The organism is Streptococcus sp. NCTC 11567 (assembly GCF_902141215.1).
Lineage (GTDB): Bacteria > Bacillota > Bacilli > Lactobacillales > Streptococcaceae > Streptococcus > Streptococcus dysgalactiae.
This window is the reverse complement of record NZ_LR595857.1, coordinates 1457266-1472769: the sequence shown is the minus strand read 5'-3', so window position 1 is coordinate 1472769 and position 15504 is coordinate 1457266. Positions and strand designations below refer to the sequence as shown.

Sequence of the window (15504 nt, the reverse complement as noted above, 5' to 3'; positions counted from 1 at the left end):
AAAGTCATGAATAAAATTGAAAAATTAATTAAAGAACTTTGTCCAAATGGTGTAGAGTGGAAGTCATTAGGGGAATCATGTGAAATTGCAAATAGTGGAAGAAAACCGGTTAAATCTTCTTTAAGAGAAAGTGGTAACATTCCATATTACGGTGCAAATAATATTCAGGATTATGTAAATGGGTATACACATGATGGAGACTACATTTTAATAGCTGAGGATGGATCAGCAAGTCTTGAGAATTACTCTGTACAAAGAGTAAAAGGAAAATTTTGGGCAAATAACCATGTTCACGTAATACGTGGAAAAGACGAAGTAATAAATGGATTTTTATTTCATTATTTTAAATATATGAATTTTTCAACTTATTTAACTGGAGGTACTCGAGCAAAATTAACCAAAAGTAAGTTAATTGAAATAAAAATCCCTGTTCCACCTCTTGAAATTCAAGAAGAAATTGTCAAAATCCTTGACAAATTCACTGATTATGTTACAGAATTGACCACAGAATTGACCACAGAATTGACCTTACGCCAAAAGCAATATGACTATTATCGAGATAAACTATTGTCGATTGAAAATGAGTTTTATGAGGTGGAATGGAAGACAATTGAGCAGGTCTTTGATGTTATTGCTGGTGGCGATGTTCCCAAAAATAACTTTTCTGAACAAAAAACAGAACGTTACAATATTCCTATTTTGTCAAATGGAATTGATGACAAATCACTTTATGGGTGGACTGACATTCCTAAAATAGAAAAGCCTAGTTTGACAATTTCTGCTCGAGGGACTATAGGTTGGACAAGTCATCAAGTTGAACCATTCTATCCAATTGTTAGATTATTGGTTCTTACCCCGAAAATACCATTAAATTTGAGATATGCATATCATTATATGAAACATATTGAAGATGGATATGATGTTCCTAAGACTGGAATTCCCCAATTGACAAAGCCAATGATTAATAATAAGTCAATTCCAATTCCTTCCATCGAAATTCAATCACGTATTGTTCAGGTATTAGATAATTTTGATACGGTTTGTAATGATTTAAATATTGGACTACCCAAAGAGATTGAACTTCGTCAGAAACAGTATGAATTTTTTAGAGATAAGTTGTTGACCTTTGCCGCCGAAGGCATGTATACTGACAGTACAGTACAGACAAGACATAATTAGGCTCTTACAATGGGTCTTTGGTCCAATAAAAGTTAAGTTAGGGTCTATCTGTGATTTAGAACGTGGAAAACGAGTAGTTAAAAGTCAATTAAGCTTAACTAATGGCTACCCAGTATTTCAAAATAGTTTAACCCCTCTTGGATATTTTGAAAGAAATAATAGACAGGCAAAAAACACTTTTATTGTTTGTGCAGGAGCAGCGGGTGAGGTTGGGTTTTCTAAAATACCTTTTTGGGCTGCAGATGATATTTTCACTATTGATAACTCAGAAAATATTGTTAGTAAATATATTTATTATGTGTTATTACATCAACAGCATAAGCTTAAAAGCAAAGTAAGAATGGCTAGTATTCCGAGGTTATCGCGTTCATCAATAGAAAATATACAGTTCATTTTACCTAATATTAAAGTTCAAACTGAAATTGTAAATAACCTTGATAAATTTAATACAATTTGTTCTGACTTGTCAGAAGGCCTTCCCAAAGAAATTGAACTTCGTCAAAAACAATACGAGTACTATCGCGATAAACTGTTGACCTTTGACTAATATTCTTCCAAATCAATAAAGGAGAAGTGTGTGAATCAAACTAAGCAATCAGCAACCATTGCTGAAACCAACCATTTTATTATTTTAGAAAAATACCTCAAGCAAGAGCAACCGTCATCCTATCAAACGGAAGCTGATTTAGAAAAAGAATTAATTTCTGATTTACAAAAGCAGGGTTATGAGTATTTAAATTATGTCATTACGCCAGAAACGCTTGTTTCTAACCTTAGAAAGCAAATTGAAACCCTCAATAATGTCTCCTTTACTGATCGGGAATGGACCAGATTATTGACGGAATACATCAATAAACCTAGTGATAACCTTGTTGATTGTACGCGGAGACTGCATGATGATTATATCTATGATTTGACCTTTGATGATGGTCACCTGCAAAACATTTACTTGCTTGATAAGAAGAATATTAATCGCAATAAGGTCCAAGTCATTAATCAAATGACCCAAGAGGGTTCCAGCTCTAACCGTTATGATGTGACCATTTTAGTCAACGGTTTGCCAATGGTTCAGGTTGAATTGAAAAGACGTGGTGTTGCTATTCGCGAAGCATTCAACCAGATGCATCGTTACACCAAAGAAAGTTTTAATGAATCAACTTCTCTTTATAAATACCTGCAAATTTTCATCATTTCAAATGGGACAGATACCCGCTATTTTGCCAACACCACCAAAAGAGAAAAACATTCTTTTGACTTCACCATGAATTGGGCTTTGAAAAATAATGACCCTATCAAGGATTTGAAGGATTTCACAGTAACCTTTTTAAGTAAAAATACTCTTTTAAATGTCTTAATCAATTACACTGTTTTTGATACCAGTAATACCCTGTTGATTATGCGTCCTTACCAAATTGCTGCTGCTGAGCGCATTATCTGGAAAATTAAATCGACACTTGAAAGTAAACTTAAAAGTGGCATTGAAACCGGTGGCTATATTTGGCATACAACCGGTTCTGGTAAGACTTTAACATCTTTTAAAGCAGCAAGACTAGCAACTGAGATGGATGGCATTGACAAAGTCTTCTTTGTCGTGGACCGCAAAGATTTAGATTATCAGACTATGAAAGAATATCAACGATTCTCTCCTGATTCTGTCAATGGTTCTGAAAACACTGCTGGTCTCAAACGAAATATTGAAAAAACGGATAATAAAATTATTGTTACAACCATTCAAAAACTCAATAATTTCATGAAGACTGAAGCTAACCATGAGGTATACAATCAGCAGGTGGTCTTCATCTTTGATGAATGTCATCGCTCGCAGTTCGGTGAAGCTCAAAAGAACCTGCAAAAGAAATTTAAACGTTACTCTCAGTTTGGTTTTACTGGGACTCCAATAATGGTTGAAAATGCTTTGGGTTCGGAAACGACAGCTTCTGTTTTTGGTAAAGAACTTCACTCTTATGTCATCACTGATGCCATTCGTGATCAGAAGGTACTCAAGTTCATGGTTGATTACAATGATGTCCGTCCTCAATTTAAATCAATTGAGACCGAACAGAACTTGGACAAGTTATCAGCTGCCGAAAATCGAAAAGCCTTATTACACCCAAAAAGAATTAGTCATATCACTTCCTATATTTTAGAGAACTATCGGATGAAAACCCATCGGTCAGCTGGTAACGGTTTTAACGCCATGTTTGCCGTGACTAGTGTCGAAGCAGCGAAACTCTATTATCAGGAATTTAAAAACCAACAAAGCGGTAAAGAAAATCCCCTTAAAATTGCGACCATCTTCTCCTACGCCGCTAATGAAGAACAAGCAGCGCAAGGGGACATTATCGATGAAACCTTCTCACCGGAAGATATGACGGATATTAGTAGCAAGGAATTTTTGAGTGCCTGCATTGATGATTACAATCGCATGTTCCAAACGACATTTACCATTAATGGCAATGATTTCCAAAATTATTACCGTGATTTGGCAAAACGGGTCAAACAGCGTGAGGTTGATTTAATCATTGTTGTTGGCATGTTCCTGACAGGATTTGATGCTCCAACCCTTAATACCTTATTTGTTGATAAGAATTTACGTTACCATGGTTTAATCCAAGCTTTTTCACGGACTAATCGTATCTATAATGCGACGAAATCCTTTGGTAATATCGTCACCTTCCGTGATCTTGAAGCGGCCACAACTGATGCTATAAAACTTTTTGGTAAAACGCATACCGCTGAAATTCTTTTGGAACGCCAATATGAAGACTATATGAATGGCTACACTGATGGTGGTCAAGTACAAAGTGGTTATCTAGATGTTGTTAAAGAGTTGCAAGAGCGATTCCCTAATCCCGAAAAAATCATCAAGGAGGCGGATAAAAAGGAATTCGTGAAGCTCTTTGGTAAGTTCTTGAAACTGGATAATATTCTTCGCAATTATGATGAGTATACCCAATTGCAAGTTTTACAAACTATTGATTTTGAGGATCAAGATCAGGTTGAGAGCTTTGTGACCAAATACCAACTCGACCAAGATAAGTTTGATTTCCTATCACAATTGTCGATTCCAACACCAAGACAAGTCCAAGACTACCGCTCAACCTACAACGATATCAAAGATTGGTATGACAACGAGCGTCGCAATAAAGAGGACGAGAAATCAAAAGTTAATTGGGACGAGATCACTTTTGAAATTGAGTTGTTGAAATCACAGGAAATCAATTTAGATTACATCCTAGAACTCATCTTTGAAAGTAATAAAAAAGGGACTAACAAGTCCGATTTGATTGAAGAAATCACCAGAACTATCAGAGCAAGCCTCGGAAACCGTGCCAAAGAAGGCTTAATCGTCGACTTTATCCATCGAACAGACTTAGATGCCCTTGTTGACAAAGCAGATATCATCGAAAGATTCTTCGCCTTTGCTCGCAAAGAACAAGAAAAAGAAGTCCAAGCACTGATTATCGAAGAAGGACTTAATGAAGCAAATGCCAAACGCTACATCATGACCTCGCTCAAACGTGAGTATGCCAGTGAAAATGGGACAGAACTCAACGAAGCCCTACCAAAATTAAGCCCCCTAAACCCAGCCTACCGAACAAAAAAACAAACCGTATTTGAAAAAATCAGTGAACTGGTTGAAAAATACAAAGGAGTCGGTGGATTGTTTTAATGTTTTTTATAAAAAATTCTCCAAAAAGGGTTTGTAAGTTATTCTGGAAATAAAGGATGAAGATATTATTTTGGGGATAGTAGAACGAAAGTATTTTGTGAAGAAAATTTAGTAAAATCAAATTCAGCTTTCTCCACGAAAAAAGAAGCTGAATTTGAAGCAATTTCTTTAGATTTGCAGATAAAAAAAGGTATAAACATCTTATTAATGAAAAGAAAATTTAGAAGTAGAAAAGATAAGAGTGTTTTTCGGAAATATATCAGGTTGAATAAAAAAAATAAGAAACCTTCTCATAATAAGGTTTCCTCATATAAAAGATGCCACCACCGAGAATCGAACTCGGAACGAAGCATTACCATTGCTTTATTATACCATTTAACTATAGCGGCTACTTTTCTATAATACTATAACTTGTGAGTTGGTGCAAGCCTTTCTTTCAAAAAAATCGATTTTAAAAGCCGCCTTTTAGGCAGCTTAATGTTCGTTAATGCGTCACCCGTAAATCGTGGGGCATGCGCTTAAATTCCCGTCTTAGGAAAGTTAAAGCAGTGATAAAAGCAATAGCATCCGAAATCGGCCCAGCAAACATCACGCCCTCTACACCAAAGAAATGTGGGAGGATAAATAAGAGAGGTAAGAGAAAGATAACTTGTTTGGTTAGAGACAAGAAGGCGCCAATGCTGGCTTTACCAATAGCTTGGAAAAAGGTTGTGGATGCGATTTGAACCCCATTAAGAATGACAAAAAAGAGGAAAACGCGGACGTATTTGATACCAAACTGGAAATAAAGGGCAGAGCCATGACCAAATAAGGTCAAAAAAGGCTTAGGGAAGAGTTCAAAGGCTAAAAAGGCAACCAGAGAAATGACAATAGCTGTTTTTAGCATCAGAGCAGTGGTCTCCTTAACGCGCTCTAACTGACGTGCCCCATAGTTAAACCCAACGATTGGCTGAGCGCCTTGAACCAGTCCGATAATAACCGCAATAAAAAGGGAATTAATTTTCATAACAATCCCAGCGACAGCAATGGCAATATCACTACCATAAATGGATTCGGCACCATATTTACGCAACATATTGTTAGTGACAATTTGAATCAACATGGTGGACGATTGAAAGATAAAAGATGAAGAGCCAACGCTGACAATGCTTTTAATCACATCACGGTCCAACCTAAAGTCACTACTTTTGAGGTGAATGGATTTGAATCGTCTAAAGTAAAGGCCTAAAAAGAGGGCAGAAAGAATTTGACTAATTAAGGTTGCAAATGCTGCCCCCTTAATTCCCCATTGAAAGCCAAAAATAAAGATAGGGTCTAAAATCGTATTTAAGATGGCCCCAACCACAATGGCCATCATCGAATAAGTTGGGCTGCCATCCGCTCTGACCAAGGGATTGAGGCTCATGGTAAACATTAAAAAAGGAATCCCGAATGCTGTGATACCAGTGTAATCAACGGCATAAGCCAAGGTTGCATCAGTAGCCCCAAATAAAATAAGTAGAGGCTTTAACAATAGGATAATCACTGCACCAATGAGTACTCCGAGGGCCAATGATAGGAAAATAGCATTTCCGATAACATGAGCTGCTCGTTCTTTTTGCCCACGGCCTAAAGATAAATTAAAATTAGAGGCCCCTCCTAAACCAAGGGTTAAGCCGAAGGCTAAACAGATAATCGTAAGGGGGAAGGCGACGCTAGTTGCTGCATTTCCTAAATACCCAACTCCGTGTCCAATGAAAATCTGGTCTACAATATTATAGAGGGAGTTAACGAGGTTGGCGATAATCGCTGGCATAGCCATAGTGGCTAGTAATTTTGGAATAGGAGCTGTTTGTAATTTATTGGTTTGCATGGTGTCCTTTCTATCAATGCTTTTGTTGAGGGTTGTGATCAATGAGAGTTTGTAGCAGTTGTCTGAGCTGAGACCGATCTGCTTCAGACAGTGCTTGAGTAAACTGCTCTTCAATGACTTGGCTTTTTTGCAAATAATCATCAGCTTTCAAGCTAGCTGCCTCACTCAATCTAATGATATTGCAACGTTTATCTTGAGGATGAGGGTGTCGTTCAATCATCCCTTTTTTCTCTAAATTCTGTAATAACCCAGTAACGGTTGGGTTGGACATTTTAAAGAAGGTTTCCAAATCAATCTGTCTGGTTAACTGATTTTGGTGAGTGCTTAGGTATTTAAGAATTTTAAACTGACTTGGTGTTAAGTCAGCATCGGCTAGTAACTGATTGGCAGTACGGTCAAAAGCTAGACTGGCCATCTTGATTAAAATACCAATATGATGATTAGGCATTGTCTTTCCTTTCTAAATACATCGTTTCCTATGGAACAATAGTATAACATAGCTTCCTATCTTTTTTCTAGAGGATTATCTAAAAAAATTAAGGAAAGTGTTTTCTCAATGACCATTCCATTCTAAGTCATATCCTATTACTGATGAGCTTTTTTTGAATAAGATAGCACAAGAGCCATGCCTTATGGTATAATAGTAAGGATGATTTCAGAAAGAGGAAACTCAACATGTCTTATGAAGCAGAATTTTTAAGAGATTTTGAAGACTGGGTTAAAACCCAGATTCAAGTCAATCAGCTAGCCATGACCACCAGTCAACAGGTAGCTCAAGAAGATGGCGATGAGAGAGCTAAAGACGCCTTTATTCGCTACGAAAGCAAATTAGATGCCTACGAATTTTTACTAGGTAAATTTGACAATTATAAAAATGGCAAAGCCTTTCATGATATTCCGGATGACCTATTTGGAGCAAGGCATTATTAAGGACAAGGAGACACGAAACAGTGGCAAAACAAAAAAATCGTAAAAAAGCATTGAAGTTAGAAATGAAGCGCAATGGTTTGTTAAAAAAAGCAGGTCAAGTTTTTGATAAGGCAGTTGAAAGTGTGGGGACAGCTGTGGACAAGACGATGACAGTCAGCAAGGACCTTGTGGAAAAAGGAAGCCAAACCATCAGCAACCTAACCACTCCTCATGAAAGCCTCTCTCTAGATGAGTTTTCAGCCTTAGCAGTTGTGGAAGGGATTCGCTCAGATCTTGTGGAAACCTTATATGCAGAAGGCATTCATTCAGCGCAAGCTTTTAAGGAGTGGACGGAAAAAGACCTTCTTGCTCTTAAAGGTATTGGTCCAGCAACGGTTAAAAAATTGGTCGAAAATGGCGCAAGCTTGAAAAAATAGTCATCTTCTCGTTGCTTAATGCCTATAAATTTGTTAGAATATTAGCAATCAGAGGTGCATTGAGTTGGTCTGTTACAGAGAGCGGTGGTGTTGAGAAATCCGCACAGATGTCAAGGCTGGTAGCTGAGGATCAGAAATCAGATATGAAAAGTAGCAGATCCATTTTGTGGTCTGAAACAGTGGTGGTACCGCGGAAATCGTAATACGAAATTCGTCCCTGTCTAGTGTAAGCTGGATGGGGATTTTGACGTTTTGGAAAAATTATTATCGAATTTTTGTCAAAACTAATGTATGGAATAGGAAAAGTCCACTAGAAATTTTTGTTGAGACAGGTAGTTTCAAAAGGAGGAAATCATGTTACATCATGTTGAGGTTTATGTATCTAACCTAGCAAAGTCACGTGAATTTTATGAACCACTTTTGAATAAACTAGGCTATTATCCCTATCAAGAATGGGAGGATGGATTCTCTTTCAAAAAGTCAGAACACTACATCGTTTTTGTCCAAACACCAGCTGAGTTCCTTGAAGTAGGCTACCATCGTTGCCGAATAGGCCTCAATCATCTAGCTTTTTATGGTGGCAGTCGTAAACAAGTTGACCAACTGAGAAAAGACTTGATTACCAGAAGTGTCAATCTCCTCTACGAGGACCGCTATCCCTACGCAGGAGGAGAGAATCACTACGCTCTCTATTTTGAAGACCCAGATGGAATCAAAATAGAGGTGGTGGGGAATTGAAAGAAGGTGATGGATGATCGTTAAGATGCTAGAAGCATACAATGGCAAAGCTTTGCCCAAAGTGGAAACAGAACGGCTAGTATTACGTCAACGAAAATTAGAGGACGCCGAGGACATATTTGCCTTTGCTAAACTGGCTGAGGTCAGTTATCCTGCTGGTTTTCCGCCTGTTAAAAGTTTAGCAGATGAAATCACCTACCTTCAAGACATTTATCCCGCCAATCTTGAAAAAGAGGGACTACCATCAGGCTATGGTATTACCCTAAAAGGCGATGACAAAGTGATTGGTTCAATTGACTTTAATCATCGACGGGCAGATGATGTTTTTGAGATTGGCTACCTGCTCCATCCAGACTATTGGGGACAGGGCATTGTCCCAGAAGCGGCTGCCGCCCTGATTGAGATTGGCTTTACCCTGATCGATTTGCATAAAATTGAGCTGGGCTGCTACGACTACAACAAGCAAAGTCAGGCAGTCGCTCGCAAACTAGGCTTTATCTTGGAAGCTAATGTTCGTGACCGTAAGGACGTTCAAGGCCGACGCTGTGGCGACATGCGTTTTGGCTTACTCAGAAGTGAGTGGGAGGCGTGGAAAAGGAAATGAACCTTATCATTATCGGAGCTCAAGCGTCGGGTAAGATGACTATTGGGCAGGAAATTGCCGAGCAGACAGGTATGACCTTGTTTCATAATCACGATTCCATTGATTTTGTTTTGCGCTTTATGCCTTGGTCTCAAGAGAGCACAGCCTTGATAGAGCGTCTTCGGTTTAACTTTTTTGAGACTTTTGCCAAGAATGGCCAAGAAATGATTTTCACCATCGTGATTGATTTCAATGATCCAAATGATGTGGCATTTCTTGACAAGATTCAGGCTGTTTTTCAGTCTTATGACCAAGAGGTTCTCTTTGTTGAATTGGAAACAGATGTCAATGAACGCCTCAAGCGCAATCGCACAGAAAATCGTCTCAAACATAAACCTTTTAAACGCAACATCGAGTGGTCAGAACAAGATATTCAATCCACGATGGCATATGCTGTTTTTAATCCAGAAGAACCACCCAAAACGCTCACGCATTACCAAAAAATCAATAATACCCATCTCACCGCTGCTGAAACAGCGCAGCTTATTATCCAAAAAATGACTCATATCAAGGAGAACTAAGATGACAGAACTATCACCTAAATACAATCCTGCCGAGGTTGAGGCAGGTCGCTATCAAAAATGGCTTGATGCAGATGTTTTCAAGCCATCAGGAGACCAAAAAGCAAAACCGTATTCTATCGTGATTCCACCGCCAAATGTGACTGGTAAGTTGCACTTGGGACATGCTTGGGACACAACACTTCAAGATATTATCATTCGTCAAAAACGCATGCAGGGCTTTGATACGCTTTGGCTTCCAGGGATGGACCATGCAGGAATTGCGACACAGGCTAAGGTAGAGGAGCGTCTGCGCGAGCAGGGGATTTCTCGTTACGACCTTGGTCGTGACAAATTCCTAGACAAGGTCTGGGAGTGGAAAGACGAATATGCCACTACGATTAAAGAGCAGTGGGGCAAAATGGGGCTTTCTGTGGACTACAGCCGTGAGCGCTTCACCCTTGATGAGGGCTTGTCAAAAGCAGTTCGCAAGGTTTTTGTTGACCTCTACAAAAAAGGCTGGATTTACCGTGGTGAATTCATCATCAACTGGGATCCTGCTGCCAGAACTGCCCTTTCTGACATCGAGGTTATCCACAAGGATGTTGAGGGAGCTTTCTATCACATGAACTATATGTTGGAAGATGGCTCACGCGCCCTTCAAGTGGCAACAACGCGACCAGAAACCATGTTTGGAGACGTTGCCGTTGCCGTAAACCCAGAAGATCCTCGTTACAAAGATTTGATTGGCAAAAATGTTATTTTACCAATCGTGAATAAATTGATTCCAATCGTGGGTGACGAGCATGCTGACCCTGAATTTGGGACTGGAGTTGTGAAAATCACGCCTGCCCATGATCCTAACGATTTCGAGGTTGGTCAACGCCATAATCTACCACAAGTCAATGTCATGAACGATGACGGTACCATGAATGAGTTAGCTGGCGACTTTGCAGGCATGGACCGTTTTGAAGCTCGTCAAGCTACCGTTGCTAAACTTGAAGAACTTGGTGCCCTAGTAAACATCGAAAAACGTGTTCACTCAGTAGGTCACTCAGAACGTTCTGGTGCAGTCGTTGAGCCTCGTCTATCCACCCAATGGTTTGTAAAAATGGATGAGCTTGCTAAACAAGCTATGGACAATCAAGAAACAGATAACCGAGTAGATTTCTATCCACCACGTTTCAACGATACCTTCCTCCAATGGATGGAAAATGTCCATGACTGGGTAATCTCGCGTCAGCTTTGGTGGGGTCACCAAATTCCTGCTTGGTACAATGCAGAAGGTGAGATTTACGTTGGCGAAGAAGCACCAGAAGGTGATGGCTGGACTCAAGATGAAGATGTTCTTGACACTTGGTTCTCATCTGCTTTATGGCCGTTCTCAACTATGGGGTGGCCTGACACAGATGTAGAAGATTTCAAACGTTATTTCCCAACCTCAACCTTAGTAACAGGTTATGACATCATTTTCTTCTGGGTGTCACGTATGATTTTCCAATCGCTTGAATTTACCGGGCGTCAGCCATTCCAAAATGTCCTGATTCACGGTCTTATTCGTGACGAAGAAGGACGCAAAATGTCTAAATCATTGGGGAACGGGATTGATCCGATGGATGTCATTGAGAAATACGGTGCCGATAGCTTACGTTGGTTCCTCTCAAACGGCTCTGCCCCAGGACAAGACGTGCGTTTCTCATACGAAAAAATGGACGCCTCTTGGAATTTCATCAACAAGATTTGGAACATTTCTCGCTATATCCTCATGAATAATGAAGGGTTGACCTTGGAAGAAGCTGAAAGTAATGTGGCTAAGGTAGCTGCCTCAGATGCTGGAAATGTGACTGACCAGTGGATTCTCCACAATCTCAATGAAACCATCGCTAAAGTGACAGAAAACTTTGACAAGTTTGAGTTTGGTGTGGCAGGACACATTCTTTACAACTTTATTTGGGAAGAATTTGCCAACTGGTATGTGGAGTTGACCAAGGAAGTGCTGTATAGCGACAACGAAGCTGAGAAAGTTATCACGCGCTCTGTCCTTCTTTATACTTTGGACAAAATCTTGCGTCTCCTTCACCCAATCATGCCATTTGTAACCGAAGAAATCTATGCCCAATATGCCCAAGGTTCTATTGTGACCGCAGCATACCCTACGGTTACTCCTGCTTTTGAAAATGAGGCTGCGCATAAAGGTGTGGAAAGTCTGAAAGATTTTATCCGTGCTGTACGTAATGCGCGCGCTGAAGTTAACGTGGCACCATCAAAACCAATCACCATTTTGGTGAAGACAGCAGATAGTGAGTTGGAAGACTTCTTCACCAGCAACGTGAACTACATCAAACGTTTCACCAATCCTGAAAAATTAGAAATCAGCTCAGCCATTGCTGCGCCAGAGCTGGCTATGACCAGCATCATCACAGGTGCTGAAATCTACTTGCCACTAGCAGATTTGCTTAACGTGGAAGAAGAACTCGCTCGCCTAGATAAAGAACTGGCTAAATGGCAAAAAGAACTGGACATGGTCGGCAAAAAACTCGGCAACGAACGCTTTGTTGCCAACGCCAAACCAGAAGTTGTCCAAAAAGAAAAAGACAAACAAGCTGACTACCAAGCCAAATACGACGCAACCCAAGAACGGATTGTAGAGATGCAAAAGTTGGTAGGGTAAGTAGCCAAGCTCCCTCTTAATAGGGCACTTTACCCTCCAATTAAGCTAGGTTTAAGTTTCCTAAGCTAAACTACGCTTAGCCGAAAAATAATTTCTTTTTACAGAACTCCTAATAAGAATCTTGAGTCATCAAGATTCTTGTTTTTTTCTCAACTAATTTAGAGGCCTTTTTGGGAAGTATCAACTATTGTATCCGTTTACATTTGTTTGCAAAAATGTTAATATATCATTTAGGGATATGAGTTAGCGACAAGGGAGAGAAGCTGATGATGACTAAGCAAACGTTGGCACATTATCAAAAGAAAACAGAACAAGAATCTGAAAAAAAGCAGTCTTTAGATGAGCACTTATGGCATGTGGCCTGTTCTAGTCGACAGGAAGCATCTATAATTGGTCAAGGAGATGTGCTTTTTTTAATTGGTCTATACCACGATCTAGGCAAAGCTGATCGAGCCTTTCAAGATAAATTATTAAATAATCCCAATCGGCATGTTGATCACTCTTATGCAGGGGCAAAATACTTATGTTCTATTATTGGGCCTCATCTAAAAAACCGAGGGGTTGATAAAAATGAGAGAATGACATTCAACGAAATGGTGGGGTATGTCATCTCTGCTCATCATGGGATGTATGATTTATGCTACTCTTCTGACGATGCTGAATATTATAGCTTTAATAAATTTAAAAATCGTATCAATAGAGACTTAGATGGTTATCACTATCATGAAGATATTAAAGGGTACGCTCTAAAATTAGAAGAAAAATTATGTGATTATGGCTACAAAGATTTAAGGGAGCTTATTGATAAAGCTTTTGATAATTACCAACAAGCCATGTCTTCCTTAAACTGGCAAGATAAGAGTGAGTGGGATTATTATCAGTCTTGTATGGTGAGACTTTACTTGTCACTCTTAAAAAACGCTGATATTTTGGACACAGTAAATGCCTATGGCCTTAAGATAAGTCCTATGGATAAAACAGAGCGATCCTTTCTAAAACACTCCTATTTAGCTGCCATCGAACAAAAATATGCTAGCTTTGGACGACCAAACAATCAGTTAAATATTATCCGGACAGAAATTGCTGAGCGTGTTAAAGAAAGAGGTAAACGGGATTCCAAAGGGATCTATCGCTTAGATTTACCGACAGGAGCTGGCAAGACTAATCTTAGTATGCGCTATGCGTTTCACCAATTAGTTCATCAAGACAAATCAAGATTTTTTTACATAACGCCCTTTCTTTCGGTCCTTGAGCAAAATGCTTCCGAAATTAGAAAAGTTACGGGTGACCTTGGCGTTCTAGAACACCATTCCAATATGGTTAAACAGGCTAATGAAGATGATGACAAGGACAGTTTATTGTCAGCTTATCTTATTGATAGCTGGGATAGTCAAGTAGTATTGACTTCTATGGTTCAATTTTTCCAAACGCTTTTTAAAACAAAATCGGCTAATTTGAGACGTTTTTCAAGTTTGATTAATAGTGTTGTGATTCTAGATGAAGTTCAGTCACTGCCTATTGAAGTCACCACTTTGTTTAATTTAACGATGAATTTTTTAAATAAAGTTATGGATACAACCATCGTTCTTTGTACAGCAACACAACCTGCTTATGATTCTTCAGAGATTGACCATCGTATCTGTTATGGAGGGAATTTGGGAGAATTAGCTGAAATCGTTGAGTTAACGATTGAAGAAAAACAGATTTTTTCAAGGACAGAGCTTAGAAAATTTGATGATAGTGATCAGAAAGTTTACTTGACTGATGTTATTAATCTTATTTTAGGAGAGGAAAACTCAGTTCTTGCTATTTTTAACACGAAAAAAACGGTTCATAACTGCTATACTATGCTCAAAGACATGACTGATAGACCGATCTATCAGCTTTCGACGAATATGTGTGCGCAGCATAGGCTTGACTTGGTTGCTAAGATCAAAACGGAGTTACAAAATAATACCCCTATTATTTGTATTAGCACACAATTAATAGAAGCAGGTGTAGATGTTGACTTTCATCGTGTCATTCGTTCCTATTCAGGGATTGATTCTATTGTTCAGGCTGCTGGACGATGTAATCGAGAAGGCAAACGAGATAAAGGGCAAGTCACTCTTGTCAATCTGACCAATGAAGAGGAAAATATTTCTAGGCTGACAGAAATAAAAGCTAAAAAAGAAGCCACAGAATCTATTCTTCATAAGATTGGGTCTCCAATTGATATCTCAACTTTAAACCGTGACTTTTTTGAGTATTATTATGCCAATAATCAGGGACTGATGGATTATCCTTTGGAAGACAACCTATCAATCTACGACTATTTAAGCCTTAATATTTATCAGACGGCAAATAAAAAGTTCAAAGGTAAGTTAAAACAAGCTTTTAAAACAGCAGGAGCCAAAATGAACCTCATCAATAATGACATGATAGGAATTCTCGTACCTTATGGTGTTGCTAAGAAAAAGTTAGCTTATTTAGAAGAATTAGGTGCGTCACATTTTTTATCAGCAGAAAATTATCAAACGATAAAATCATTACTAAAAGACTTACAACCTTTCACGGTTAATGTCCGCGAGAACGATCCTCTCCTTGAGGCAACAAAAACTTATCTAAATGGTCAGATTCTGGTTTTGACGTCGGAGTATTATGACACAGAAAGAGGAGTTAAATACGATTCAGCTAGCTTTTACTTCTAACTCAAAACGAAAGCAGATTAACAAAAGGTCGGTAGAGGACCTTGTTAACCTGCCAATCATCGCTCATAATAACTAAATATAATTTCAATCCACATAGGAAGTACTATGATAAGTACATTGTATCAAAACTATTCTATCATTTCAATTTGCTCAATCTACACACTACATAAATAATAACAACTAAATATAGAAATAAAAATATTGACATCTTA

The 15504-nt window shown here is 38.8% G+C and carries 12 protein-coding genes and 1 tRNA gene; 10 read left to right on the top strand and 3 right to left on the bottom strand.

All coding sequences use genetic code 11. From position 1 onward, the window contains the following. The first annotated feature begins 6 nt into the window (after positions 1 to 6). The 3 genes from FQT67_RS07370 to FQT67_RS07360 are packed head-to-tail and all read left to right on the top strand — an operon-like array spanning position 7 to position 4852. Complete coding sequence (locus FQT67_RS07370) at positions 7 to 1179, top strand: restriction endonuclease subunit S (protein ID WP_046177343.1); 1173 nt, start codon at positions 7 to 9, stop codon at positions 1177 to 1179. After that, positions 1127 to 1726, top strand: a complete 600-nt coding sequence (locus FQT67_RS10960; RefSeq protein ID WP_110407880.1) for a restriction endonuclease subunit S — start codon at positions 1127 to 1129, stop codon at positions 1724 to 1726. Before FQT67_RS07370 ends, FQT67_RS10960 begins: the two co-directional genes overlap by 53 nt. Before the next feature lie 30 nt (positions 1727 to 1756). Continuing rightward, a complete protein-coding gene (locus tag FQT67_RS07360) occupies positions 1757 to 4852 on the top strand; it encodes a type I restriction endonuclease subunit R (RefSeq protein WP_143936394.1) in 3096 nt (1031 codons plus the stop codon). A gap of 318 nt (positions 4853 to 5170) precedes the next feature. Here FQT67_RS07360 and FQT67_RS07355 read toward each other — a convergent pair. The 3 genes from FQT67_RS07355 to FQT67_RS07345 form a co-directional block, all read right to left on the bottom strand. Beyond that, positions 5171 to 5241, bottom strand: a tRNA-Thr gene (locus tag FQT67_RS07355). A 95-nt stretch (positions 5242 to 5336) separates the two neighbouring features. Then, positions 5337 to 6704, bottom strand: a complete 1368-nt coding sequence (locus tag FQT67_RS07350; protein WP_046177342.1) for an MATE family efflux transporter — start codon at positions 6702 to 6704, stop codon at positions 5337 to 5339. 13 nt (positions 6705 to 6717) lie between these two features. After that, positions 6718 to 7152: a MarR family winged helix-turn-helix transcriptional regulator gene (locus tag FQT67_RS07345; protein WP_003055986.1), complete on the bottom strand. Its 435-nt coding sequence runs from the start codon at positions 7150 to 7152 to the stop codon at positions 6718 to 6720. A 227-nt stretch (positions 7153 to 7379) separates the two neighbouring features. Here FQT67_RS07345 and FQT67_RS07340 point away from each other — a divergent pair, with 227 nt between their 5' ends. The 7 genes from FQT67_RS07340 (at position 7380) to cas3 (ending at position 15292) form a co-directional block, all read left to right on the top strand. After that, a complete protein-coding gene (locus tag FQT67_RS07340; RefSeq protein ID WP_003055949.1) occupies positions 7380 to 7634 on the top strand; it encodes a DUF1912 family protein in 255 nt (84 codons plus the stop codon). A gap of 20 nt (positions 7635 to 7654) precedes the next feature. Continuing rightward, entirely contained in the window at positions 7655 to 8050 is a 396-nt protein-coding gene (locus FQT67_RS07335) for a helix-hairpin-helix domain-containing protein (protein WP_012767325.1), read from the top strand. Positions 8051 to 8404: 354 nt separating this feature from the next. After that, complete coding sequence (locus FQT67_RS07325) at positions 8405 to 8788, top strand: VOC family protein (RefSeq protein ID WP_012767324.1); 384 nt, start codon at positions 8405 to 8407, stop codon at positions 8786 to 8788. Between the two features lie 13 nt (positions 8789 to 8801). Next, complete coding sequence (locus FQT67_RS07320; RefSeq protein WP_012767323.1) at positions 8802 to 9392, top strand: GNAT family protein; 591 nt, start codon at positions 8802 to 8804, stop codon at positions 9390 to 9392. Continuing rightward, positions 9389 to 9952, top strand: a complete 564-nt coding sequence (locus FQT67_RS07315; RefSeq protein ID WP_041789086.1) for an AAA family ATPase — start codon at positions 9389 to 9391, stop codon at positions 9950 to 9952. Before FQT67_RS07320 ends, FQT67_RS07315 begins: the two co-directional genes overlap by 4 nt. A 1-nt stretch (position 9953) precedes the next feature. Continuing rightward, positions 9954 to 12602: a valine--tRNA ligase gene (locus tag FQT67_RS07310; protein WP_046177341.1), complete on the top strand. Its 2649-nt coding sequence runs from the start codon at positions 9954 to 9956 to the stop codon at positions 12600 to 12602. A 266-nt stretch (positions 12603 to 12868) separates the two neighbouring features. After that, positions 12869 to 15292, top strand: a complete 2424-nt coding sequence (gene cas3 / locus FQT67_RS07305) for a CRISPR-associated helicase Cas3' (RefSeq protein ID WP_143936393.1) — start codon at positions 12869 to 12871, stop codon at positions 15290 to 15292. Positions 15293 to 15504 lie beyond the last annotated feature (212 nt).

Coding starts and splice junctions, on each gene's coding strand:
- FQT67_RS07370 (WP_046177343.1), top strand. CDS start 7: ATGAATAAAATTGAAAAATTAATTAAAGAACTTTGTCCAAATGGTGTA.
- FQT67_RS07325 (WP_012767324.1), top strand. CDS start 8,405: ATGTTACATCATGTTGAGGTTTATGTATCTAACCTAGCAAAGTCACGT.
- FQT67_RS07345 (WP_003055986.1), bottom strand. CDS start 7,152: ATGCCTAATCATCATATTGGTATTTTAATCAAGATGGCCAGTCTAGCT.
- FQT67_RS07315 (WP_041789086.1), top strand. CDS start 9,389: ATGAACCTTATCATTATCGGAGCTCAAGCGTCGGGTAAGATGACTATT.
- FQT67_RS07320 (WP_012767323.1), top strand. CDS start 8,802: ATGATCGTTAAGATGCTAGAAGCATACAATGGCAAAGCTTTGCCCAAA.
- cas3 (WP_143936393.1), top strand. CDS start 12,869: ATGATGACTAAGCAAACGTTGGCACATTATCAAAAGAAAACAGAACAA.
- FQT67_RS07310 (WP_046177341.1), top strand. CDS start 9,954: ATGACAGAACTATCACCTAAATACAATCCTGCCGAGGTTGAGGCAGGT.
- FQT67_RS07350 (WP_046177342.1), bottom strand. CDS start 6,704: ATGCAAACCAATAAATTACAAACAGCTCCTATTCCAAAATTACTAGCC.
- FQT67_RS07340 (WP_003055949.1), top strand. CDS start 7,380: ATGTCTTATGAAGCAGAATTTTTAAGAGATTTTGAAGACTGGGTTAAA.